The sequence below is a fragment of the Microbacterium sp. CH1 genome (genome assembly GCF_001595495.1).
Taxonomy (GTDB): Bacteria; Actinomycetota; Actinomycetes; order Actinomycetales; family Microbacteriaceae; genus Microbacterium.
In genome coordinates, this window is sequence record NZ_LOSO01000018.1 from 408089 (window position 1) to 431804 (window position 23716).

Below are 23716 nucleotides of genomic sequence, written 5' to 3' on the forward strand. Positions count from 1 at the left end.
AGGTGGTGAGGGGTACCGCCCGTACTTTGAGAACTACACAGTGGACGCGAGCATCTTGCAACTGGTCTTTGATCAGTTGCGCAAGATGATCTTAAAGATCATTAGTCAATTTCTGATTCAGTCTTCGGACTGGTCGGGTTTTTGATTCAAACTCATGTGATTTCAAGTCTTTAAGAGCAAACGGTGGATGCCTTGGCATCTGGAGCCGAAGAAGGACGTAGCAATCTGCGATAAGCCTCGGGGAACTGATAAGCAAGTTTTGATCCGAGGGTGTCCGAATGGGGAAACCCCGCTGGGCGGCGTGCCGACCTAGTGACTCCCGCCTGAATATATAGGGCGGGTAGAGGGAACGTGGGGAAGTGAAACATCTCAGTACCCACAGGAAGAGAAAGCAACCGCGATTCCGTTAGTAGTGGCGAGCGAAACCGGATCAGGCTAAACCGAGTGTGTGTGATATCCGGCAGGAGTTGCATATTCGGGGTTGTGGGACTCACCAGTCAGTTCTGCCGAGCTGGCGACGTTACAGAAGCGTATAGACGAACGGTCTTGAAAGGCCGGTCATAGAGGGTGCCAACCCCGTAGTCGAAATGCGTGTTCTGGCGTGGAGAGTATCCCAAGTAGCACGGGGCCCGTGAAATCCCGTGTGAATCTGTCAGGACCACCTGATAAGCCTAAATACTCCCAGATGACCGATAGCGGACAAGTACCGTGAGGGAAAGGTGAAAAGTACCCCGGGAGGGGAGTGAAATAGTACCTGAAACCGTTTGCTTACAAACCGTTGGAGCACCCCTGGTAGGTGTGACAGCGTGCCTTTTGAAGAATGAGCCTGCGAGTTAGCGATATGTGGCGAGGTTAACCCGTGTGGGGTAGCCGTAGCGAAAGCGAGTCTGAATAGGGCGATTCAGTCGCATGTCCTAGACCCGAAGCGAAGTGATCTATCCATGGCCAGGTTGAAGCGACGGTAAGACGTCGTGGAGGACCGAACCCACTTAGGTTGAAAACTGAGGGGATGAGCTGTGGATAGGGGTGAAAGGCCAATCAAACTTCGTGATAGCTGGTTCTCTCCGAAATGCATTTAGGTGCAGCGTTGCGTGTTTCTTGCCGGAGGTAGAGCTACTGGATGGCCGATGGGCCCTACAAGGTTACTGACGTCAGCCAAACTCCGAATGCCGGTAAGTGAGAGCGCAGCAGTGAGACTGTGGGGGATAAGCTTCATAGTCGAGAGGGAAACAACCCAGACCACCAACTAAGGTCCCAAAGCGCGTGCTAAGTGGGAAAGGATGTGGAGTTGCTCTGACAACCAGGAGGTTGGCTTAGAAGCAGCCACCCTTGAAAGAGTGCGTAATAGCTCACTGGTCAAGTGATTCCGCGCCGACAATGTAACGGGGCTCAAGCACGCCACCGAAGTTGTGGCATTGACATTATTGGTAGGCCTTCGTGGTCCAGCCGTGTTGATGGGTAGGAGAGCGTCGTGTGGCCAGCGAAGCGGCGGTGGAAACCAGCCGTGGAGGCTACACGAGTGAGAATGCAGGCATGAGTAGCGAATGACGTGTGAGAAACACGTCCTCCGAAAGACCAAGGGTTCCAGGGTCAAGCTAATCTTCCCTGGGTAAGTCGGGACCTAAGGCGAGGCCGACAGGCGTAGTCGATGGACAACGGGTTGATATTCCCGTACCGGCGAAGAACCGCCCAAGCTAATCCAGTGGTGCTAAACGTCCGAGCCTTCACATCGTTGCCTTCGGGTGACACCGTGGAGGGGAGCACGTGACCCCATGCTGGTGCGGTTAGCGTATTAACAGGTGTGACGCAGGAAGGTAGTCCAAGCCAGGCGATGGTTGTCCTGGTGCAAGTGCGTAGGCCGAGTCGTAGGCAAATCCGCGACTCATACAGGCTGAGACACGATGCGGATAAAAAGTGGATGATCCTATGCTGCCGAGAAAAGCATCGACGCGAGGTTCTAGCTGCCCGTACCCCAAACCGACTCAGGTGGTCAGGTAGAGAATACCAAGGAGATCGAGAGAATCGTGGTTAAGGAACTCGGCAAAATGCCCCCGTAACTTCGGGAGAAGGGGGGCCTTCGACGTATTAGGACTTGCTCCGAAAGCGTTTGGAGGCCGCAGAGACTAGTGGGTAGCGACTGTTTACTAAAAACACAGGTCCGTGCCAAGTCGCAAGACGATGTATACGGACTGACGCCTGCCCGGTGCTGGAAGGTTAAGAGGACCGGTTAGCCGCAAGGCGAAGCTGAGAATTTAAGCCCCAGTAAACGGCGGTGGTAACTATAACCATCCTAAGGTAGCGAAATTCCTTGTCGGGTAAGTTCCGACCTGCACGAATGGCGTAACGACTTCCCAACTGTCTCAACCGCGAACTCGGCGAAATTGCATTACGAGTAAAGATGCTCGTTACGCGCAGCAGGACGGAAAGACCCCGTGACCTTTACTACAGCTTGGTATTGGTGTTCGGTGTGGCTTGTGTAGGATAGGTGGGAGACTTTGAAGCGGTGACGCCAGTTACCGTGGAGTCATTGTTGAAATACCACTCTGGTCACTCTGGATATCTAACTTCGAACCGTAATCCGGTTCAGGGACAGTGCCTGGTGGGTAGTTTAACTGGGGCGGTTGCCTCCCAAAAAGTAACGGAGGCGCCCAAAGGTTCCCTCAACCTGGTTGGCAATCAGGTGGCGAGTGTAAGTGCACAAGGGAGCTTGACTGTGAGACTGACAGGTCGAGCAGGGACGAAAGTCGGGACTAGTGATCCGGCAGTGGCTTGTGGAAGCGCTGTCGCTCAACGGATAAAAGGTACCTCGGGGATAACAGGCTGATCTTGCCCAAGAGTCCATATCGACGGCATGGTTTGGCACCTCGATGTCGGCTCGTCGCATCCTGGGGCTGGAGTAGGTCCCAAGGGTTGGGCTGTTCGCCCATTAAAGCGGTACGCGAGCTGGGTTTAGAACGTCGTGAGACAGTTCGGTCCCTATCCGCTGCGCGCGTAGGAAGTTTGAGAGGATCTGACCCTAGTACGAGAGGACCGGGTTGGACGAACCTCTGGTGTGTCAGTTGTTCCGCCAGGAGCACCGCTGATTAGCTACGTTCGGGATGGATAACCGCTGAAAGCATCTAAGCGGGAAGCCGGCCTCAAGATGAGACTTCCATACCTTCGGGTGAGAGGCTCCCAGCCAGACTACTGGGTTGATAGGCCAGATGTGGAAGCACGGTAACGTGTGCAGCTGACTGGTACTAATAAGCCGATGACTTGATAACACACCGTTTGTTGGTGCTTGCGTCCACTGAGTGGTTCTCGATGTACGGTCGAGAACTACCTTCAACAATGATTCATCATTGCTTTAGGTTTGATTGAAACATCAATAGTGTTTCGGCGGCCATAGCGTGAGGGAAACGCCCGGTCACATTCCGAACCCGGAAGCTAAGCCTCACAGCGCCGATGGTACTGCAGGGGGGACCCTGTGGGAGAGTAGGACACCGCCGGACTCCTTTTAGACAAGAAGGCCACCCAATGCTGGGTGGCCTTCTTGCGTTAACGCGCCCCTTTCGCACGGCCGGGGCATCGCTTCAGCGGGCCAGGCGCGCCTCGAGCGTCGCCGCTGCCTCTCGCACCGCGTTCGCCAGCACGACCTCCGCACCGTCGTCGCCGGCCCAGGTGACGGCGACCCCGGCGACCGGCCAGCCGGCGACGTCGCGCACGACGGCGCCCACCGAACGCAGACCCTCAGCGACCTCGCTGTCCTCCGTCGCATACCCCCGAGAGCGTACGTCCCGGAGGAGTTCGCGCAGCTCCCCGGGGCGTCGGGGACCTCGTCCGGTGCGGTCGGAGAATGCCGACGCCTCCGGGTACAGCGCGCGTACCTGTTCGCGGGGGAGAGCGGCGAGCATCGCCCGCCCGGTCGCCGTCAGGTGCGCGGGGAGGCGCACGCCGACGTCGGTGACCAGGGCGGGCCGCCGCGGCGCGCGCTCTTCCACGATGTAGAGCACATCCCCGCCGCTCATGACCGCCAGGTGCGCGCTCTCCCCGAGCTGGTCGGAGAGAGCGGCGATGAGCGGTCGGCCGAGCCGTGCCAACGGCTGCTGCCGGGCGTAGCCTCCAGCCAGCTCGAAGGCCGATGTCCCAAGCCCCCACCGGCGCTCCTCGCGGAGGTGCAGCACGAAGCCGTGGGCTGCGAGCGTGCGCAGCAGGTGATAGACCGTCGATCGCGGAAGAGCAAGCTCGCGGGCGATCGCGGACGCGGCCACCGGCGCCGGCCGGCCCGCCAAGTAGCTCAGGATCCGCAGGGTCTGCGCCGCGGCGGGCACCTGGGCGTCAACGCTCTCGGAAATGTCTGGGATCACAGACACAGGTTGCCACGAAGCCGCGTGCGCGTCGACTCCGCGGGTGTGGAATCGACACATGAGCGATCCTGCCCCTGTCCTCGTCGGCGCCACCCCTCTCTCCCCGGCGGAGGTCGTCCGCGTCGTCCGTCACGATGCGCCCGTCGTCGTCGACCCTGCGGCGCTGGCCAGGGTCGCCGAGACCCGGCGAGTGATCGACGGCCTCGCCGCGGACCCTCACCCGCACTACGGGGTGTCCACCGGCTTCGGCGCGTTGGCGACGACGTTCATCGCTCCGGAACGGCGCCGGCAGTTGCAGGCGAGTCTCATCCGCTCCCACGCCGCGGGAACCGGCGCCGAGGTCGAGCGGGAGGTCGTACGCGGGCTCCAGCTGCTGCGCCTGCAGACGCTCGCGTCCGGCCGCACCGGGGTCCGCCCCATCGTGGTCGAGACGTACGCCGCTCTGCTCAACGCGGGCATCGTCCCCGTGGTCCGCGAGTACGGCTCGCTGGGGTGCTCGGGAGATCTGGCACCGCTCGCCCACATCGCTCTCGCCACCATGGGGGAGGGCGAGGTGCGCGACGCTACGGGCCGACTCGTCCCGGCGGCCGATGCCCTCGCGGACGCCGGCATCGAGCCGCTCACGCTCGTGGAGAAGGAGGGCCTCGCCCTCATCAACGGCACGGACGGGATGCTCGGCACGCTGGTGCTCGCGCTCCACGACCTGGAGACGCTGCTCCTGACGGCGGATGTGGCGGCGGCGATGTCGGTGGAGTCGCAGCTCGGCACCGATGCGGTGTTCGCCGCCGATCTCATGGCGCTGCGTCCGCAGGCGGGGCAGGCGGTATCCGCCGGTCACCTCCGGGCGCTGCTCGCCGGGTCGCCGATGGTCGCGAGCCACAAGGGCCCGGAAGACGGCCGCGTCCAGGACGCGTACTCCCTGCGCTGCTCGCCGCAGGTGCACGGCGCCGCGCGCGACACGCTCTGGCATGCCGCGATGATCGCGGAGCGTGAGCTCTCCAGCGTCATCGACAACCCCATCATCACCCTCGACGGCCGCATCGAGTCCAACGGCAACTTCCACGGCGCGCCCGTCGCCGCGGTCCTCGACTTCCTGGCGATCTCGATCGCCGACGTCGCCTCCGTGTCCGAGCGGCGCACCGACCGCGCGCTGGACCCGGCCCGCAGCCACGGGCTCCCGCCGTTCCTCGCGGCGGAGGTCGGGGTCGATTCCGGGCTGATGATCGCGCAGTACGCGGCAGCCGGCATCGTCTCCGAGCTCAAGCGTCTCGCGGTTCCCGCCTCGGTGGACTCCATCCCCTCCTCGGCGATGCAGGAGGACCACGTCTCGATGGGCTGGGCCGCAGCACGGAAGCTGCGTCGGGCGATCGACGGCCTCTCCCGCGTCCTCGCGATCGAGATCCTCACGGCCGCCCGCGCGCTGGATCTCCGCGCGCCGCTCGAGGCGGGCCCGGCGACCGGCGCCGTGCGCGATCTCATCCGCACGGTCGCCGCCGGCCCCGGCCCTGACCGCCACCTCTCGCCCGAGATGGAAGCCGTGACCGCCCTCGTCCAGTCGGGTGCCATCGCCCGTGTCGCAAAGGAGCACATGCATGACTGAGGAGAACGCAGCGCGCACGGTGCGCGCAGCCCGCGGTGCCGAGCGCACCGCCAAAAGCTGGGGCGCCGAGGCGGCCAAGCGCATGCTCATGAACAACCTCGATCCCGAGGTCGCCGAGCACCCGGAAGACCTGGTGGTCTATGGCGGGACGGGCAAGGCGGCACGCAGCTGGGCGGCGTACGAGGCGATCGTCCGTACGCTCGACGAGCTGGAGCCGGATGAGACGCTGCTCGTCCAGTCCGGCAAGCCCGTGGGCGTGTTCCGCACCCACGAGTGGGCGCCGCGCGTGCTCATCGCCAACTCGAACCTCGTAGGCGATTGGGCGACCTGGCCAGAGTTCCGTCGTCTGGAGGAGCTGGGCCTGACCATGTACGGCCAGATGACCGCGGGCTCCTGGATCTACATCGGCACGCAGGGCATCCTGCAGGGGACATACGAGACGTTCGCCGCGGTCGCCCGCTCGCTCGGGCGCGATTCCCTGCGGGGGACGCTGACGCTGACGGCCGGTGCGGGCGGGATGGGCGGGGCGCAGCCTCTCGCGGTGACCCTCAACGAGGGCGCGGTCCTGATCGTGGACGTCGACGAGACGCGGTTGGCCCGCCGCGTCGAGCATCGGTACCTCGACGAGTACACCACCGACCTCGATGCGGCGGTGGCCCGGGTCGTCGCGGCGAAGGACGCCGGTCACGCCCTCTCGGTCGGCGTCGTGGGCAATGCCGCGGAGATCTTCCCCGAGCTCCTGCGCCGGGGCGTGCCGATCGACGTGGTCACCGACCAGACCAGCGCCCACGACCCGCTCGCCTACCTGCCGATCGGTGTCGACGTGGCCCGGTGGAAGGAGGACGCCGCACGCGACCCCGAGGAGTTCACCCGGCGGTCGAGGGAGTCCATGGCCGCCCACGTCGCCGCGATGGTCGGCTTCCAGGACGCGGGGGCGGCCGTGTTCGACTACGGCAACTCGATCCGCGCGGAGGCGCAGCTCGGCGGCTTCGACCGGGCGTTCGCGTTCCCCGGATTCGTCCCCGCCTACATCCGCCCGCAGTTCGAGGAAGGGCGAGGACCGTTCCGCTGGGTGGCGCTGTCCGGAGACCCGGAGGACATCTTCAAGACGGACCGCGCGATCGCCGAGCTGTTCCCCGAGGACACCGCCCTGCACCGCTGGCTCGACAAGGCGGGGTCGGCCGTCCACTTCGAGGGCCTGCCGGCGCGCATCTGCTGGCTCGGCTACCAGGAGCGGCACCTCGCCGGACTCAAGTTCAACGAGATGGTCGCCTCGGGAGAACTGTCCGCGCCGATCGTCATCGGCCGCGACCACCTCGACTCCGGTTCCGTCGCGTCGCCGTACCGCGAGACCGAGGCGATGAAGGACGGTTCCGACGCGATCGCCGACTGGCCGCTGCTCAACGCCCTCCTCAACACCGCCTCCGGGGCGTCGTGGGTGTCGCTGCACCACGGCGGCGGGGTGGGGATCGGACGCTCGATCCACGCCGGGCAGGTCACGGTGGCGGACGGTTCGGCCCTCGCGGCGGAGAAGCTCGCCCGGGTGCTGACGAACGACCCCGGCACCGGTGTCATGCGACACGTGGACGCCGGGTACGACCACGCCAAGGAGGTCGCGCGCGACCGCGGACTGAAGGTGCCGATGCTGTGACGACGACGCTCATCTCCGGGATCGGGGAGCTGACGACCAACGTCACCGCCGGGGGCGACCCGACCGGCACGCTCCGCGAGGCGGCCGTGCTGATCGACGGCGCGCGGATCGCGTGGGTGGGCTCGTCCGCCACGGCTCCCGCGGCCGATGAGGTCGTCGACGCCGGGGGTCGGGCCGTGATCCCCGGATTCGTCGACAGCCACAGCCACCTCGTCTTCGGCGGCGATCGGGCGGCGGAGTTCGAGGCGCGCATGGCGGGGCAGCCGTACGCGGCGGGCGGCATCCGGTCGACGGTCCAGGCGACGCGGGCGGCGACCGACGACGAGCTCCGCGCCCGACTGCACGGGTTCATCGAGGAGCTGCGGACGCAGGGCACCACCACGGTCGAGATCAAGAGCGGCTACGGTCTCGCCGTCGCGGAGGAGGAGCGCCTCGTGCGCCTCGCCGCCGAGGTGACGCCGGAGGTCACGTTCCTCGGTGCGCACGTGGTCCCGGTCGAGTATGCCGACGACCCCGATGCCTATGTCGACCTCGTCGTGGGGCCGATGCTCGACGCCTGCGCCCCGCACTCCCGGTGGATCGACGTCTTCTGCGAGACCGGCGCCTTCACGGTGGCGCAGTCACGGCGGATCCTGGAGGCGGGCATCACCCGGGGTCTCGCTCCTCGGGTGCATGCGAGCCAGCTCGGTCGGGGCGACGGCGTGCGGATGGCGGTCGAGCTGGGGGCGGCGTCGGTGGATCACGGCACCTACCTCACCGACGCGGACATCGCCGCGCTCGCCGCATCGGACACGGTGCTCACGCTGCTGCCCGGCGTGGAGTTCTCCACGCGGCAGCCCTATCCGGATGCGCGCCGGCTCCTCGACGCGGGTGTGACGGTCGCGCTGGCGTGCGACACGAACCCGGGGTCCAGCTTCACCTCGTCCATGGCCTTCTGCATCGCCATCGCCGTGCGGGACATGGGTATGACCACGGCGGAGGCGGTCTGGGCCGCCACCGCCGGCGGGGCGCGGGCACTCCGGCGCGACGACATCGGCCGGATCGCCCCCGGGGCGCGCGCAGACCTCGTGCTGCTCGACGCCCCCTCCCGCGTGCACCTGGCGTATCGCCCGGGCGTGCCGCTGGTGCAGCGCGTCTGGAAGGATGGGACGGCCGTCGTCTGAGGGTGGCTCGGGTTAGCGTGCCGCGAGACCGGCGAGCAGCTCGAGCACGCAGAGGGCAGCGAGTCGCACGGTGCGACCGTCCTCCGCGTCCGCGGTCGCGTCGACCTCGGCGATGTCGGCACTCGCGACCCGCGGATCGATGGCGACACCACGGGTGAGGGCGCGCAGCTCCCACGCCGCCAGGCCTCCGGGGACGCTGGCCGGGCAGCCGGGTGCGACCGCGCGGTCGCACACGTCCACGTCGATGTCGAGGTGTACCCGGGCGGCGTCGCCCGCGCCCGCGACCTCGACCGCCTCGGCCACGACGTCGGCGATGCCGCGACGGCGCACGTCGTCGAGGGTGATGACCCGGATGCCCCAGTCCGCCGCGCGCCGGGCGTAGGCGGCGGAGTTCGCGAAGTCGGCGAGGCCGATCTGCACGATGCGGGTGGGGTCGACGCGGGCCGTCGGGACGCCTGCCGCGGCGGGGACGTCCTCGACGAGTCGCCGCACCGGGGTGCCGTTGGAGACACCGTCGCGCAGGTCGAAGTGGGCGTCGAACGTGATCAGGCCCGTCGCCCGGGCGCCGAGCGCGACCGGGTAGGTGAGGGAGTTGTCGCCGCCGAGGGCGATGACGAGGTCTGAGGCGTCCGACAGCTCCCGGACCCGCTCGATCGTCCGCGCCTCTCCCGCGTCGCCGTCCGGCTCCGGCACGTCCCCGGCGTCCGCGATGCGGAGCACCTCGTCCAGGTCGATCGTCGGTGGGCCGAGGACCGTCGTGCCGTAGCGGGGGAGCGCCTCGCGGATCGCGGCCGGGGTCGCGTGCGCCCCGGTCGGGGACAGGGAGGTGCGCCAGGTCGGGACGCCGAGGAGCACCGCATCGGCCGTGCCCTCGAACGCGGGCCAGGCGCCGGCGCGCGGCCAGAGCGGATCGTGGGACAGTGCCATGTCAGACTCCCGGGATCAGGGCGTGGGCGACGGTGAAGATCGCGAGGCCGGCGAGGGCGCCGACGACGGTGCCGTTCAGGCGGATGTACTGCAGATCGCGGCCGACCATGAGCTCGATCTTCTCGGTGGTCTCGGCGGGATCCCAGCGCTCCACGGTGTCGGTGATGATCGAGGCGATGTCGTGCCGGTACCGGTCGACGAGGAAGACGGCCGCATCGGAGACCCACGTGTCGACGCGGCGCTGCAGGGCGGCGTCGGTCGTGAGCCGCTCGCCGACCTCCTGCAGCGCCTGCACGGCGCGGCGCCGCAGCCCGCTCTCCGGGTCGGCGAGGGAGGTGAGGAGTCCGTTCTTGGCGGTGTTCCACGCCTCCGCGGCGAGGGCGCCGACGCGCGGGCTGTCGAAGAGGGCGGCCTTGGCGTTCTCCAGCTTCTCGCGCGTCGCGGGATCGTTCTGCAGGGCGTCCGCGAGGCGGGACAGGTACCCGTCGATCGCGAGGCGGGCCGGATGCCGTGGGTCGGCCTGCACGGCGCGGACGAACTTGACCGCCTCGTTGTACACCGTGTCGTCGATGAGGCGGTGCGCGATCTTCGGCATCCATCCGGGGAGGCGCCGGGAGACGAGTCCGGTGAAGGAGGCGGCGTTCGCGTCGAGCCATCGCCCGATGCTGTCCACCGCGAGGTCGACGGCACCGTGGTGCGCCTCCGCCTCCACGATCTTCTCCAGCCACGTTCCGGCGGGCGGCCCCCACTCCGGTGCGACGAGGTGCTCGCGGGCGAGGTCGGCGAGGAGGTCGCGCACGTCATCGTCGCTCAGCGCGTTCAGCACGGCCGTCGCGACCGTCGCCCCCTCGGCCGCCACGCGCTCGGCGTGCGGGGTCTCGCGGAGCCACTCCCCGGCGCGGAGGGCGATCGCGGTGCTGGTCAGCTTGGTGCGCACGACGTCGGCGGCGAGGAAGTTCGTCTCCACGAACTCGCCCAGCGTGCGGCCGATCTCGTCCTTGCGGTTCGGGATGATCGCAGTGTGCGGGATGGGCAGGCCGAGCGGACGGCGGAACAGCGCGGTCACCGCGAACCAGTCCGCCAGCGCGCCGACCATGCCGCCCTCCGCGGCGGCGCGGACGTACGCGAGCCCGCCGACCCGCTCCTGGAACGCGAAGGCGACGACGAAGGCGAGGGCCATGAAGATCAGCGCCCCGAGCGCGACGGCCTTCATCCGCCGCAGCGCGCGCCGGCGCTCCTGGTCGGCGACGGAGAGCAGCGTCGTGGGTGTTCGCGGCATGACGTCATCCTTTCACGGGGCGAGTAGCCTCGATACGTGATCGAAGACATCAAGAAGCGCGCCCTGCACCGCACCAGCATCCTCGAGGGTCAGATGCGCGGCGTCGCGCGGATGATCGAGAACGAGGAGTACTGCATGGACATCATCACGCAGTCCCGCGCGATCCAGCGCTCCCTCGAGTCGCTCAACCGTCTGCTGCTGGAGAACCACCTCCGCACGCACGTCACCCACATGTTCGAGGACGGCGGCGAGGAGCGCGACAAGGCCGTCGGCGAGCTGCTCAAGGCGTTCGACTTCGACCGAAAGTAGTGGCCGGCGGGGGACGCCTCTCAGCCGACCGTGTACCCGTCGGCGACCGCCAGCGCCTCCTCGATCGCTGCCAACCCCCGCACCAGCTCCGCCTCCTCGATCACCAGCGGCGGAGCGATGTGCACGCGGTGGAAGTGCGTGAAAGGCCAGACCCCTGCCCGCTTCGCGGCGGCGGCGAACGCCGTCATCGGGGCGGCGTCGGCACCGCTCGCGTTGAACGGCACCAGCGGCTCCCTGGTCTGCTGATCCCGCACGAGCTCCACCGCCCAGAACAGCCCGCGACCGCGCACCTCGCCCACGCTCGGATGCGACTGCGCCCACGAGCGCAGGGTCGGACCGACGACCCGCTCGCCGAGGTCGCGCACCCGTTCCAGGATGCCGTCGCGGCGGAACACCTCGAACGTGGCCACACCGGCCGCGCAGGCGAGAGGGTGCCCGGAGTACGTCAGTCCGCCCGCGAACGGGACGGTGTCGAAGGCCGCGGCGATGCGGTCGGAGATCACGACGCCGCCCAGGGGCACGTAGCCCGAGTTCACGCCCTTCGCGAAGGTGATCAGGTCGGGGCGGCCCTCGAAGGCGTCGATCCCGAACCACTCGCCGAGCCGGCCGAATCCCACCATCACCTCGTCCGCGATGAAGACGATCCCGTAGCGATCGCAGAGCGCGCGCACCCCGGGCAGATAGCCGGGCGGCGGAAGCAGCACCCCGTTGGTGCCGACGACCGTCTCGATGATGATCGCGGCGATGGTCTGCGGCCCCTCGAGCTGGATGGTCTGCTCCAGATGCGCGAGGGCGCGCTCCGTCTCCTGCTCGAGCGTCTCGCTGTGGAACGGGGAGCGGTAGAGGTACGGTCCGAAGAACCGCACGGCCCCGGTGTCCGTGACGTCGTTCGCCCAGCGGCGCGGGTCGCCGGTCAGGGAGATCGCGGTCGCGGTGGAGCCGTGGTAGCTGCGGTACATCGACAGCACCTTCCGGCGGCCCGTGGCCTGCCGGGCCATGCGCACCGCGTACTCGTTCGCCTCCGCACCCCCGTTCGTGAAGAACACCTTCTCGAACCCGTCGGGAGCGACCTCGGCGATGAGACGGGCGAGCTCCCCGCGCACGTCGTTGGCCATCGACGGCTGGATGGTCGCGAGCCGCCCGGCCTGCTGCTGGATCGCGGCGACGAGGTCCGGGTGCTGGTGGCCGAGGTTGAGGTTCACGAGCTGGCTGGAGAAGTCGAGGTAGGCGGTGCCCTCGTAGTCCCAGAACGTCGAGCCCCGACCGGTGGCGACCGGCAGCGGGTCGATCAGCGCCTGCGCGCTCCAGGAGTGGAAGACATGGGCGCGGTCGTCGGCGCGCACCTGCGCCTCGGCGTCCGGGGCGGGGAGCGGAGAGGAGACTCCGTGGCGGTCGGTGAAGGTCGTCATCGTGATCGCTCCTCGTCAGTGGTTGCTCGGGAAGCCGAGGTCGATCTGCGACGGGGTGTGGTCGGGCCACCGCGTCGTCACGACCTTCGACCGCGTGTAGAAGTGCACCGACTCCGGGCCGTAGATGTGCGCGTCGCCGAAGAGCGAGTCCTTCCACCCGCCGAACGAGTACGCGCCGATGGGCACCGGGATCGGGACGTTGACGCCGACCATGCCGACCTCGATGTCGAACTCGTACTGCCGCGCCGTCCCGCCGTCGCGCGTGAAGATCGCGGTCCCGTTGCCGTAGGCGTTCGCGTTGACGAGGGCGACCGCCTCCGCGTAGGAGCTCACGCGCACGACGGACAGGACCGGGCCGAAGATCTCGTCGTCGTAGACGCGCATGCCGGGTGTGACGTCGTCGATCAGGCTCACCCCGAGGAAGAAGCCGTCGCCGTCGAACCGCTTCGTGGTGCCGTCGACGACGACCGTGGCGCCCTCCCCGGGAGCTTCCGTGACGTAGGAGGCGACCCGGTCACGGTGCTCCGCGGTGATGAGGGGGCCCATCTCGCTCGCCGGGTCCGTGCCGGGGCCGATCGAGAGGCCGTCGATGCGGCGGGCGATCGCGGCGACGAGGTCGTCGGCGATGTCGCCCACCGCCACGAGTACGGACACCGCCATGCAGCGTTCGCCCGCGGAGCCGTAGGCTGCGGAGACGGCGGCGTCGGCGGCCGCGTCGATGTCGGCGTCGGGCATCACGACCATGTGGTTCTTCGCGCCGCCGAGCGCCTGGACCCTCTTCCCGGCGGCGGACGCCCGTTCGTAGATCGAGCGGGCGATCGGGGTCGACCCGACGAAGCTCACCGCCTGCACCCGCGGGGAGCCGAGGAGCGCGTCGACGGCCTCCCGGTCGCCGTGCACGACGTTGAGGACGCCGTCCGGGAGACCGGCCTCGCGGAACAGCCGTGCGAGCCAGACCGCCGCGGACGGATCCTTCTCGCTGGGCTTGAGGACGACGGTGTTGCCGCACGCGATGGCGGAGGCGACCATCCACAGCGGCACCATGACCGGGAAGTTGAACGGGGTGATGGTCGCGACCACGCCGACCGGCTGCTTGACGGAGTGCACGTCGACCCCGCGGGCGACCTGCTCGCTGCGCTCCCCCTTGAGCAGATGCACCAGCCCGGCGGCGAACTCGACGTTCTCGATGCCCCGGGACACCTCGCCGGCCGCGTCGGACAGGACCTTGCCGTGCTCGGACGTGACGATGGCGGCGAGCTCGTCCGTGCGCTCCTTGAGGAGCTGACGGAGCCGGAAGAAGACGTCGGCGCGTTTGATGAGGCTCGTCTCCCGCCACGCCGGGAGGGCGGCAGCAGCGGCGGCCACGGCGGCGTCGACCTCGGTAGCCGAGGCGAAGGCGACCTCTTTCGTGACGGCTCCTGTCGCCGGATCGAAGACGGGGCCGCGGCGGGCCGCCTCGGCGGTCTCGGTGCCGTTGATGACGTGACGGACGATGTCCACGAGTGCTCCTTCGCAGAGGGGATCGCGTCTCGCACACTCTGACCGAGGGTCGTTACGCTGGGGCTCGGCCCATGTTGACAGGAAACGGAGCGCGTGCGGAGTGGCAGAGCGTCAGGACTTTCCGATGGATCGGACAGATCGTCCGGATCGATCGCCGTCGGTGCTGCGTGTCGAGGACGTGCTCGCGCTTCCTGCGGTGCAGGCGGGGGCGCCGACCGTCCTCGTCGGGGGCCCGGCGCTCGACGCCGGGGTCCGGTGGGTCCACGCCTCGGACAGCGCCGCCGTCGCCCGCCTGCTCGACGGCGGCGAGCTGCTGCTCACGACCGGCGCGGCCTGGCCGACGAGCCCCGCAGCGCTGCGCGTGCTCGTGGCGGAGCTGGCGGCGGTCGGGGTGTGCGGCATCGTCGTCGAACTCGGCCCGCGGATGCCCCGCGTCCCGGTCGCGGTCGTCGAGGCCTGTGCCGCCTCGGGCCTCGCCCTGATCGCGCTCGGGGCGGAGGTCAAGTTCGTCGCGGTGACCGAGGCCGTGCACCGCGCGCTGATCGAGGCCCAGACCGCGGCGCTCCGCGAGCGTCAGCGCCTGCACGACCTCTTCACGACCCTCAGCCTCCGCGGCGCGCCGGCCGACCTCATCGTGTCCGAGGTCGCCCGCGCGCTCGACGCCCCGGTCCACCTCGAGAATCCGGCGGGGGAGGTCGTCGCGGTCGAAGCGCTCCGCGTCCCGGTCGGCGAGGCCCTCCGCCAGGCGGAGCGGGGCGGCGATCGGGTGCCCGTGCAGGCGCGCGGTGTGCGCTGGGGTTGGCTCATCGCGGCGGAGGGTCCGCCGCATCCCGCCGGTCGGTCCACGGTCCTGGAGCTGGGAGCGACGGCCCTCGCCTTCGGCTGCCTCGCCGATGGGGAGGGGGCGTGGACCGTGCTCGCCCATCGCAGCCTCGTCGAGGATCTTCTCGGCGCGCGGTTCGCCCGCGAGGAGGACGTCGAGGTCCGGCTCCGGAGACTCGGGCTCGACCTCTCGGGCGGGACCGTCTCCGGCCTCGTCTTCCGCACGGACGAGGACGCCGAGACGCTCGTCGCCCGCGCGCGTGCGGCGGGGTTGTCCGCGGTGGGGGCTCGGCGGGGAGCGGACCTGGTCCTGCTCGTGGCTGCCGGATCCGACGCGCTGACCGATGCCGTCCTCGCGCACCTCTCCGACGGTGCGCCCGTGACCGTCGGACCGAGCGCGGAAGGCGTCCGCGGGCTCCTGGCCTCGATCCGCGCCGCGCTCGACCTCGCCGCACGGCCGTCCGGGGGCGACGTGCCGGCGGTCCGCCGCGTCGCCGACCGGCCGCTCGAACGCCTCGTATCCGCTCTGCGCGACGACCGGCGGCTCCAGGCGCACAGCGAGCAGATGCTGGATCCCCTCGTCCGTCACGACCGGGATCGCCGCGGAGACCTGATCGCGGTCCTCGCCGCCCTCGTCGCGCACCCGGGCAACCGCTCGGCGGCGGCGGCCGCGAGCCATCTCTCGCGCTCGGTGTTCTATCAGCGCCTCGCGCTCATCGGCGACCTGCTCGGCGCCGATCTGGACGACGGGGAGACCCTCGCCGCCCTGCACCTCGCCCTCCTCGCCCGCCGCCGCGAGGAGACGCGGCCGCGTTGAGACCGACCGTCAGCGCGTGCCCCAGGCGAACTGCTGTTTCTGGAGCTTCGCGTAGATGAAGGTCTCCGTCGACACCACGCCCGGGATCGGCCGGATGCGGTCGTTGACGAGAGCCAGCAGATGGTCGTCGTCCTCGCACACCGCCTCGACGAGCACGTCGAACGATCCGACCGTGATCACGACGTAGTCGACCTCGTCGATGTCGGCGATCGCCTCGGCCACGCCTCGAGCGTCCCCAGCGACCTTGACGCCGACCATCGCCTGCCGGTGGAAGCCGAGCTGCATCGGATCCGTCACCGCGACGATCTGCATCACCCCGGACTCGGTGAGCCGCTGCACCCTCTGCCGGACGGCGGCCTCGCTCAGGCCGACGATCCGGCCGATCTCGGAGTACGAGCGCCGCCCGTCCTCCTGCAGCATCTCGACGATGGTCTTGGAGATCGCGTCGAGGGTATGGTCCTTCTTCGACGGTGCCATGGTGTGATCTTGGCACCGCGGACGGTCGTGGACAACGGGGTGTGCGTGAGCCCGCTCAGGCCTCGATCGGGCCCAGCCAGGCGCTCGCCGCGGTGGCGTGCGCCGACTCCGGGTCGGAGGGATGGAACGCGCCGGCGAGGACGTCGCGATACAGCCGGGAGAGCTCGTTGGCGCTGAAGTACGAGCCGCCGCCGGCCACCAGCATGGCCTCGTCGACGACGTGCTTGGCCATCGTCACCGCGCGATGCTTGACGCCCGAGAGTGCGGGGAACCAGCCGGCGCCGCGGTCCGCGCGCTCGTCGACATCGCGGGCGAGGGCGGCGATCTGCGGAGGGAGGGCGTCGTAGGCGAGGGCCATGTCGGCGATCCGCCAGCGGATGTCCGGGTCCTGGCTGTACGCGGCGCCGCTCTTCTTGGAGCGACGTCGATGGGCCGTCGCCACCGCAAGCTCGAGGGCCCGCCGGGCGATGCCGGTGTAGACGGAGGCGAGGAGGATCTCGAAGACCGCGAAGATGCCGAAGACGATCGGGTCGGGGCTCGGGCCGGGGTCGATGCGCCGCACGACGTGCGCCGCGTCCGCGACGGCCCCGTCGAGGCGCGTGGTCCGGCTCTGGGTGCCGCGCATACCGAGGGTGTCCCAGTCGTCGGCGGTGGTGACCGCGGACGTGCGGTCGACGAAGGCGAACACGAGCTTCGGCGCGTCCGGGCTCGTGGTGTCGAGTCCGTGCAGGCCGAGCTTCGTCCACACGGGCGCGAGCGAGGTGAAGATCTTGGTGCCGGTGAAGGCGTAACCCCCGGCGCCGTCCGGGACCGCCGCCGTATCGCTCCCGAACAGCACGAGGTCGTTGCCGCCCTCGCTGATGCCGAACGCGAAGACCTCGCCGGCCACGGCGCCGTCCTGCACGAACTCGAGACCGGGGACCCCGCGGTCCGAGAAGACCTTGGCGACGCCGGTCCAGACGAGGTGCATGTTGATCGCCAGAGCGGTCGCGGGCGCGGCCCCCGCGAGCCGCTGCTGGAGGAGGGCGGCCTGCTCGAGGCCGAGTCCCGCGCCGCCGCGCTCCCGGGGCACGAGGATCGACAGGTAGCCGGCCGCGCGGAGCTCGTCGAGGTCGGCCTGGGGGAAGGTGTTCTCCCTGTCGTGGAGGGGTGCGCGCTCGCGGATGCGGTCGAGCAGGTCGTCGGGGAGATACGCCGACGGGTCGAAGTCGGTCATGCCAGAGCCTCCAGGAGCTGTCGGATGGATTCCTCCGGGCGGTCGCGATGCACCGAGTGACCGGCGCCGGCCACGACCGACAGGGAGATGCGGGGGTTGCTCGCGAGCACCTCGTCGGCGAGGGCTCCGGTGAAGATGCTGGAGACGGCGGGATCGCCGCCGATCACGTGCGTGGGCACGGTCAGGCGGGCTGCGTGCGCACGGACGTCCCACGGCTGGTTCTGTGCGCTGGTCTGCTCGACCGCCCACGCGCTCGCCCGTCGGACAGCGTCGACCTTGAGCTCCTGGTCCTGCGGGTGCCAGTGCGGGTGCTCCTGCCGCACCGCGTCGAGGCGGTTGTCGGCGAAGGCGCGTTCCTGGCTGCGGCGGACGTCGGCCGCGTCCTGCTGGACGACATGGATCGCGGGATCGATGAGGACGAGGCGTCGTGTCCAGTCCGCGTCGTCCGCGGCGGCCACCGTCCCGGCGGCGCCGCCGAGCGAGTGTCCGACGACGGCATCCCAGGCGCCCGCACCGGGAGGGCGCGTGGCGGCGAGGTCCGCGGCGTACGCTGCGACGGAGTAGTCGAGCGTGCGCGGGGCGTCTCCGTGGCCGCGCAGGTCCACCGCCGTCGCGTGCCAGCCGGCCGCTGCGAGGGCGTCGCCGAGCCGCCACATGAGCGCGCCGGACGATCCCAGACCGTGCACGAGGAGGGCGCGTCGCGGCGCAGCGGCATCGCCCCAGCTCAGGCGGGGGAGGGGGACGGGAGCGGGCATGGCACCAGCCTACGACCGCGCCGGGACGTGGCGGGCGGCGTCAGCGCGCGGGCTCCAGGGGCGGCAGGTCGGCCGCGATGCGGAGCACCCGTGCGGCGGCCTCGTGTCCGGCAGCCAGGCGGGTCTCGAGGTCGGCGCCGTCGAGCGTCGCGGCGAGGAACCCGGACGCGAAGGCGTCGCCGGCACCGACGGGCTCGACGACGTCGACCACCGGCGCGGGAACGAACACCGGGTCCGCGTCGCCCGCGAACGCCGTCGCGCCGACGTCGCCGTCCTTGACGACGAGCAGACCGCAGTGCGGGAGGTGGGCGCGGATCTCCGCCGCCGTGGCGGTGCCCCAGATGCGCTCGGCCTCGTCGCGGCCGACGAAGGCGATGTCGGCGGCGTCGGCCAGGCGAGCCAGGGTGGCGGACGCCTCCTCGGGACTCCACAGTGCCCGGCGGTCGTTGACATCGAACGAGACGACGGCTCCGGCGGTGCGCGCGTCGGCGAAGAGCTGGTCGACCATCGCCAGGCACGTCGCGGACAGTGCCGGGGTGATGCCCGTGGTGTGCACGATGCGCACGCCGGCGAGCTGCGCGGGGGACAGGAACCCCGGTGCCATGCGCGAGGCGGCCGAGCCGCGGCGGTAGTAGTAGACGGCCGACGACTCCACGCCGGGATCCTTGAACATCACGCCGGTCGGCGCCTCGGCGTCGAGCTCGGTCCACAGCTCGACGCGGCGCCGTTCCAGCTCAGCGGTGAGACGCCGGCCGAGGGGATCGTCGCCGAGGCGGGAGGCCCAGGCGGCGCGGTGGCCCGCGGCCGCCACGCCGACCGCGACGTTCGCCTCCGCGCCCGCGTGCGTGATCGACGCCGTGTCGGCGGACGCGAGGTCGGCGCCGGTGGGCGTGATCAGTGCCATCGACTCGCCGACGCACACGATCGCGGGGGAGGAGGACGGGACGGAGGGGCTCATGAGGGGGTGACCGCCAGGGGCTCGGTGTCGGGATGGGGGCTCGCGTCGCGGTGACGCAGATCGGGGAAGGAGCGCACGAACACGATCGAGACGAGCAGTCCGACGCCCGCGAAGATGGTGGCGGCCAGGTAGGCGCCGCGCCAGTCGCCGACGTCGACGAGGAAGCCGGCGACCGCCGATCCGGCCGCGGCGCCGATGAGCTGTCCGGTGCCCGCCCAGCCGAAGGCCTCGGCGGTCTCGCTGAACTTCACGCTGGCCGTGGTGATGGCGAACAGCACCGCGAGGGCGGGAGCGATGCCGATGCCGGCGAGGATGAGCGTGCCGCCCAGCCAGAAGACGTTGAGCATCACCATCGTGAGGGCCAGGCCCACGGTGACGATGAGCAGGCGGCGCGCCATCGCCCACGGGCCGATCGGGATGTGGCCGAAGGCGAGACCGCCGGCCAGGCTGCCGGCGGAGAAGACGGCGAGGATGAGGCCCGCCGCGAGGCTGCCGTGTTCGAACGTCGCGACCACGCCGACCTCGACCGCCGAGCAGGCGCCGATGAGGAGGAAGCCGATGACCGTGGCGAGGAGCACGGGCGGCTTAAGGACGACCTTGCCCAGCGCATTGCGGCTGCGGGGGATGCGCACGCGGCCGACCTCGGGGGAGAGGATGAACCACGCGCCGCCGGCGACGAGGACGATCGCCACCAGGAGCAGACCCTCCATGGTGCCGACCTGGGTGGAGACGAGGGTGATGACCACCGGGGCCAGCACCCAGATGATCTCCTGCAGGGACGCGTCGAGGGAGAACAGCGGCGTGAGCTGGCCGGCGTTCACGAGCTTGGGGTAGATCGTGCGGACGGCCGCCTGCACGGGCGGAGTCGACAGGCCGGCGATCATGCCGAGAGCCATGTAGCCGGGGACGGAGAGCGGCAGCAGCCCGAGACCGAGCACGGCGATCACGCAGACGGACAGGGTGAGGGTCAGCACCCGCCGCATGCCCCACGCGCCCATCCACCGGCTGGTGATGGGGCCGGCGACCGCCTGGCCGACGCTGGTCGCGGCGAGCACGAGGCCCGCCGATCCGTACGATCCGGTCTGCTGCTCGACGTGCAGCAGGATCGCCAAGGACATCATCCCGTTGGGGAAGCGCGCGGTGAGCTGGGCGGCGATCATGCGGCCCACTCCCGGCGTGCGAAGAAGATCCCGATAGCCCGCCACTCGACAACGGTACCGGGCGGCGCGGACGTCGGTGGGACGGTTCGGTGACCGACACGCCGCGACACGCCGTGGACACGCCGACGGGCGAATTCCACAGGCCTGGGGATGTCGGAAGCCCCTCGTATGGTGCCGCCTGTGGATGGATCTCTCACAGGCTCCTCCCAGCCGCGATTTCCCGCGGGTCGACGACCCCGGGAGAGGGGGTCCGCCTGTGGAAGAAACGGTGGACAACCTGTGTTGTATCAGTGGAGAGCGGTGGAAAAACTACACGGATGTAACTACTACCCCTTGTGGTCGCACCGAATGTCCGTCCCTATATGTAGTATTGAGATCCCGGCGGAGGTCTGCCGGAGAAACCAGAGATTTGAGGGGTTCAGATGTCGATCACGGTGTACACCAAGCCTTCCTGCGTCCAGTGCAACGCGACCTACCGTGCCCTGGATGCCAAGGGCATCGAGTACGAGATCCACGACCTGTCGGAGGACCCGACGGCCCTGGAGCAGGTCAAGGCGCTCGGCTACATGCAGGCGCCGGTCGTCGTCACGGACGAGGACCACTGGTCGGGCTTCCGTCCCGACAAGATCGACGAGCTCGCGTCCCGCCTGGCGTAGTCCGACAGGCTCGCCACCCGGCCCTTCAACAGGCTCAGGAACCCAAGGAGAGAGCTATGAGCGCCGTCGCGACCGCAGCGCCGCTCCTGGTCTACTTCTCGAGCGTGTCGGGTAACACCGCGCGCTTCATCGAGAAGCTCGGGCTTCCCGCCCGACGCATCCCCCTCCACCGGAACGAAGAGGACCTCGTCGTCGACGAGCCCTTCGTGCTGGTCACCCCCACCTATGGCGGGGGTGCCGGGCGCGGGGTCGAGAAGGGGGCCGTGCCCAAGCAGGTGATCCGGTTCCTCAACGACGAGCGCAACCGGCGTCACATCCGCGGCGTCATCTCCGCGGGCAACACCAACTTCGGCGACGCGTTCTGCCTCGCCGGCGACATCATCAGCCGCAAGTGTCACGTGCCTCACTTGTATCGGCTCGAGATCTTCGGCACACAGGACGACGTGGATCGCGTGAGCGACGGATTGGAACGACGGTGGAATCTTCGGTGACCGAGACAGTGGCATTCAAGGTGAACCCCGCGTACGAGGGCCTGGACTACCACGCGCTCAACGCGATGCTGAACCTGTACGACGCGAACGGGAAGATCCAGTTCGACGCCGACAAGCGCGCCGCACGGGAGTACTTCCTGCAGCACGTGAACCAGAACACGGTGTTCTTCCACTCGCTCAAGGAGCGCCTGGACTACCTCGTGGAGAAGGAGTACTACGAGGGCGCCGTCATCGAGAAGTACTCGTTCGACTTCGTGCAGAAGCTCAACGATCTCGCCTACTCGAAGAAGTTCCGCTTCGAGACGTTCCTGGGTGCCTTCAAGTACTACACGAGCTACACGCTGAAGACGTTCGACGGCAAGCGCTACCTCGAGCGCTTCGAGGACCGCGTCGTGATGACCGCGCTCGCCCTGGCGGACGGCGACGAGAAGCTCGCCGTGAACCTCGTCGAGGAGATCATCTCCGGTCGCTTCCAGCCGGCCACCCCGACCTTCCTCAACGCGGGCAAGGCCCAGCGCGGCGAGCTCGTCAGCTGCTTCCTGCTGCGCATCGAGGACAACATGGAGTCGATCGCCCGCGGCATCAACTCCGCACTCCAGCTCTCGAAGCGCGGCGGCGGCGTGGCCCTGCTGCTGTCGAACATCCGCGAGGCGGGCGCCCCGATCAAGCAGATCGAGAACCAGTCCTCGGGCATCATCCCCGTCATGAAGCTCCTCGAAGACAGCTTCAGCTACGCCAACCAGCTCGGCGCGCGTCAGGGTGCGGGTGCGGTGTACCTCAACGCCCACCACCCCGACATCATGCGCTTCCTCGACACGAAGCGCGAGAACGCCGACGAGAAGATCCGCATCAAGACGCTGTCGCTCGGTGTCGTGGTGCCGGACATCACGTTCGAGCTCGCCAAGAACGACGAGGACATGTACCTGTTCTCGCCGTACGACGTGGAGAAGGTCTACGGCGTGCCCTTCGGCGACATCTCGGTGACCGAGAAGTACCGCGAGATGGTCGACGACCCGCGCATCAAGAAGACGAAGATCAACGCCCGCGAGTTCTTCCAGACTGTCGCCGAGATCCAGTTCGAATCCGGCTACCCGTACGTCATGTTCGAGGACACGGTCAACAAGGCCAGCCCCATCAAGGGGCGCATCAACATGTCGAACCTCTGCAGCGAGATCCTGCAGGTGAACACGCCGACCACCTACAACGACGACCTGTCGTACAAGGAGATCGGCAAGGACATCTCCTGCAACCTCGGCTCGATGAACATCGCGCTGTCGATGGACGCCGACGACCTCGGCCAGACGGTCGAGACCGCGATCCGCGCGCTCACTGCGGTCAGCGACCAGAGCCACATCCGCTCGGTCCGCTCGATCGAGGACGGCAACGACCGGTCGCACGCGATCGGCCTGGGTCAGATGAACCTGCACGGCTACCTCGCCCGCGAGCACGTCTTCTACGGCTCGGAGGAGGGTGTCGACTTCACGAACATCTACTTCTACACCGTGCTGTTCCACGCGCTGCGCGCCTCGAACCAGCTCGCGATCGAGCGCGGCACGGCGTTCGACGGATTCGCCGACTCGACCTACGCGTCCGGCGAGTTCTTCGACAAGTACATCGACCGCGCCTGGGTCCCGGAGACCGAGAAGGTCAAGGAGCTCTTCGCGGGCAAGCACATCCCGACGCAGGAGGACTGGGTCCAGCTCAAGGCGTCGATCCAGGAGCACGGCATCTACAACCAGAACCTGCAGGCCGTGCCGCCGACGGGCTCGATCTCCTACATCAACAACTCGACCTCCTCGATCCACCCGATCGCCTCGAAGATCGAGATCCGCAAGGAAGGCAAGCTCGGTCGCGTCTACTACCCGGCGGCGTTCATGACGAACGACAACCTGGAGTACTACCAGGACGCGTACGAGATCGGCTACGAGAAGGTCATCGACACGTACGCCGCGGCCACGCAGCACGTCGACCAGGGTCTGTCGCTGACGCTGTTCTTCAAGGACACCGCCACCACGCGTGACATCAACAAGGCCCAGATCTACGCATGGCGCAAGGGCATCAAGACGATCTACTACATCCGTCTGCGTCAGCTGGCGCTCGAGGGCACCGACATGACCGAGTGCGTCTCGTGCATGCTCTGACACGTCGACAGGCTCACACTTCGACAGGCTCAGTGACCC

The 23716-nt window shown here is 68.6% G+C and carries 18 protein-coding genes and 2 rRNA genes; 10 read left to right on the forward strand and 10 right to left on the reverse strand.

All coding sequences use genetic code 11. The features are described 5' to 3' along the window. Window positions 1-160 precede the first annotated feature (160 nt). Window positions 161-3263 (forward strand): 23S ribosomal RNA (locus AUV07_RS13110). A gap of 111 nt (window positions 3264-3374) precedes the next feature. Continuing rightward, window positions 3375-3491: ribosomal RNA gene (gene rrf, locus AUV07_RS13115) — 5S ribosomal RNA — on the forward strand. Between the two features lie 81 nt (window positions 3492-3572). On the opposite strand, the gene AUV07_RS13120 is transcribed toward rrf, so the two are convergent. Further along, entirely contained in the window at window positions 3573-4310 is a 738-nt protein-coding gene (locus AUV07_RS13120; RefSeq protein ID WP_231868275.1) for an IclR family transcriptional regulator, read from the reverse strand. A 94-nt stretch (window positions 4311-4404) separates the two neighbouring features. Between AUV07_RS13120 and hutH the strand changes: the two genes are divergently transcribed. The 3 genes from hutH to hutI are packed head-to-tail and all read left to right on the forward strand — an operon-like array spanning window position 4405 to window position 8760. Beyond that, window positions 4405-5946: a histidine ammonia-lyase gene (gene hutH / locus AUV07_RS13125; RefSeq protein ID WP_062636715.1), complete on the forward strand. Its 1542-nt coding sequence runs from the start codon at window positions 4405-4407 to the stop codon at window positions 5944-5946. After that, entirely contained in the window at window positions 5939-7597 is a 1659-nt protein-coding gene (gene hutU, locus AUV07_RS13130; RefSeq protein WP_062636717.1) for a urocanate hydratase, read from the forward strand. Before hutH ends, hutU begins: the two co-directional genes overlap by 8 nt. Next, entirely contained in the window at window positions 7594-8760 is a 1167-nt protein-coding gene (gene hutI, locus AUV07_RS13135) for an imidazolonepropionase (protein WP_062636719.1), read from the forward strand. Before hutU ends, hutI begins: the two co-directional genes overlap by 4 nt. A 12-nt stretch (window positions 8761-8772) precedes the next feature. Here hutI and AUV07_RS13140 read toward each other — a convergent pair whose 3' ends face one another. Together AUV07_RS13140 and AUV07_RS13145 are read right to left on the reverse strand one after the other, a co-directional pair. Then, window positions 8773-9687, reverse strand: a complete 915-nt coding sequence (locus tag AUV07_RS13140) for an arginase family protein (RefSeq protein WP_062636721.1) — start codon at window positions 9685-9687, stop codon at window positions 8773-8775. 1 nt (window position 9688) lies between these two features. Then, window positions 9689-10966 carry a DUF445 domain-containing protein gene (locus tag AUV07_RS13145; RefSeq protein ID WP_062636723.1) on the reverse strand — a complete coding sequence of 426 codons (1278 nt, stop codon included), beginning with the start codon at window positions 10964-10966 and terminating at the stop codon, window positions 9689-9691. A gap of 36 nt (window positions 10967-11002) precedes the next feature. On the opposite strand from AUV07_RS13145, the gene AUV07_RS13150 reads away from it, so the two are divergent. Next, window positions 11003-11275 (forward strand): metal-sensitive transcriptional regulator, encoded by a 273-nt coding sequence (locus tag AUV07_RS13150; protein WP_025102619.1) that lies wholly within the window; start codon window positions 11003-11005, stop codon window positions 11273-11275. 20 nt (window positions 11276-11295) lie between these two features. Here AUV07_RS13150 and AUV07_RS13155 read toward each other — a convergent pair whose 3' ends face one another. Together AUV07_RS13155 and AUV07_RS13160 are read right to left on the reverse strand one after the other, a co-directional pair. Beyond that, complete coding sequence (locus AUV07_RS13155) at window positions 11296-12684, reverse strand: aspartate aminotransferase family protein (protein ID WP_062636726.1); 1389 nt, start codon at window positions 12682-12684, stop codon at window positions 11296-11298. Between the two features lie 15 nt (window positions 12685-12699). After that, window positions 12700-14184 (reverse strand): CoA-acylating methylmalonate-semialdehyde dehydrogenase, encoded by a 1485-nt coding sequence (locus AUV07_RS13160; RefSeq protein ID WP_062636728.1) that lies wholly within the window; start codon window positions 14182-14184, stop codon window positions 12700-12702. Window positions 14185-14308: 124 nt separating this feature from the next. On the opposite strand from AUV07_RS13160, the gene AUV07_RS13165 reads away from it, so the two are divergent. Next, a complete protein-coding gene (locus AUV07_RS13165; RefSeq protein WP_062636729.1) occupies window positions 14309-15823 on the forward strand; it encodes a PucR family transcriptional regulator in 1515 nt (504 codons plus the stop codon). 9 nt (window positions 15824-15832) lie between these two features. Here the strand turns inward: AUV07_RS13165 and AUV07_RS13170 are convergent, their stop codons facing one another. The 5 genes from AUV07_RS13170 to AUV07_RS13190 are packed head-to-tail and all read right to left on the reverse strand — an operon-like array spanning window position 15833 to window position 20389. Continuing rightward, the gene (locus tag AUV07_RS13170) at window positions 15833-16300 is read right to left on the reverse strand and encodes an Lrp/AsnC family transcriptional regulator (protein ID WP_025102615.1); all 468 of its coding nucleotides are present in this window, start codon (window positions 16298-16300) and stop codon (window positions 15833-15835) included. 55 nt (window positions 16301-16355) lie between these two features. Continuing rightward, a complete protein-coding gene (locus tag AUV07_RS13175) occupies window positions 16356-17516 on the reverse strand; it encodes an acyl-CoA dehydrogenase family protein (protein WP_062636731.1) in 1161 nt (386 codons plus the stop codon). After that, window positions 17513-18271, reverse strand: coding sequence for an alpha/beta fold hydrolase (locus tag AUV07_RS13180; protein WP_062636733.1), 759 nt, complete (start codon window positions 18269-18271; stop codon window positions 17513-17515). The genes AUV07_RS13175 and AUV07_RS13180 overlap by 4 nt, the downstream gene beginning before the upstream one ends. Window positions 18272-18311: 40 nt before the next feature. Next, entirely contained in the window at window positions 18312-19229 is a 918-nt protein-coding gene (locus tag AUV07_RS13185; protein ID WP_062636735.1) for a sugar kinase, read from the reverse strand. After that, entirely contained in the window at window positions 19226-20389 is a 1164-nt protein-coding gene (locus AUV07_RS13190; protein WP_051582162.1) for an MFS transporter, read from the reverse strand. Before AUV07_RS13190 ends, AUV07_RS13185 begins: the two co-directional genes overlap by 4 nt. 422 nt (window positions 20390-20811) lie before the next feature. Here AUV07_RS13190 and nrdH point away from each other — a divergent pair, with 422 nt between their 5' ends. From nrdH to nrdE, 3 genes are read left to right on the forward strand one after another with little or no spacing between them, the layout of a single operon-like run. Then, window positions 20812-21045, forward strand: coding sequence for a glutaredoxin-like protein NrdH (gene nrdH, locus AUV07_RS13195; RefSeq protein WP_017202656.1), 234 nt, complete (start codon window positions 20812-20814; stop codon window positions 21043-21045). A gap of 56 nt (window positions 21046-21101) precedes the next feature. Further along, window positions 21102-21536 (forward strand): class Ib ribonucleoside-diphosphate reductase assembly flavoprotein NrdI, encoded by a 435-nt coding sequence (gene nrdI / locus AUV07_RS13200; protein WP_062636737.1) that lies wholly within the window; start codon window positions 21102-21104, stop codon window positions 21534-21536. Further along, a complete protein-coding gene (nrdE, locus tag AUV07_RS13205; RefSeq protein ID WP_062636739.1) occupies window positions 21533-23677 on the forward strand; it encodes a class 1b ribonucleoside-diphosphate reductase subunit alpha in 2145 nt (714 codons plus the stop codon). The genes nrdI and nrdE overlap by 4 nt, the downstream gene beginning before the upstream one ends. Window positions 23678-23716: the final 39 nt, after the last annotated feature.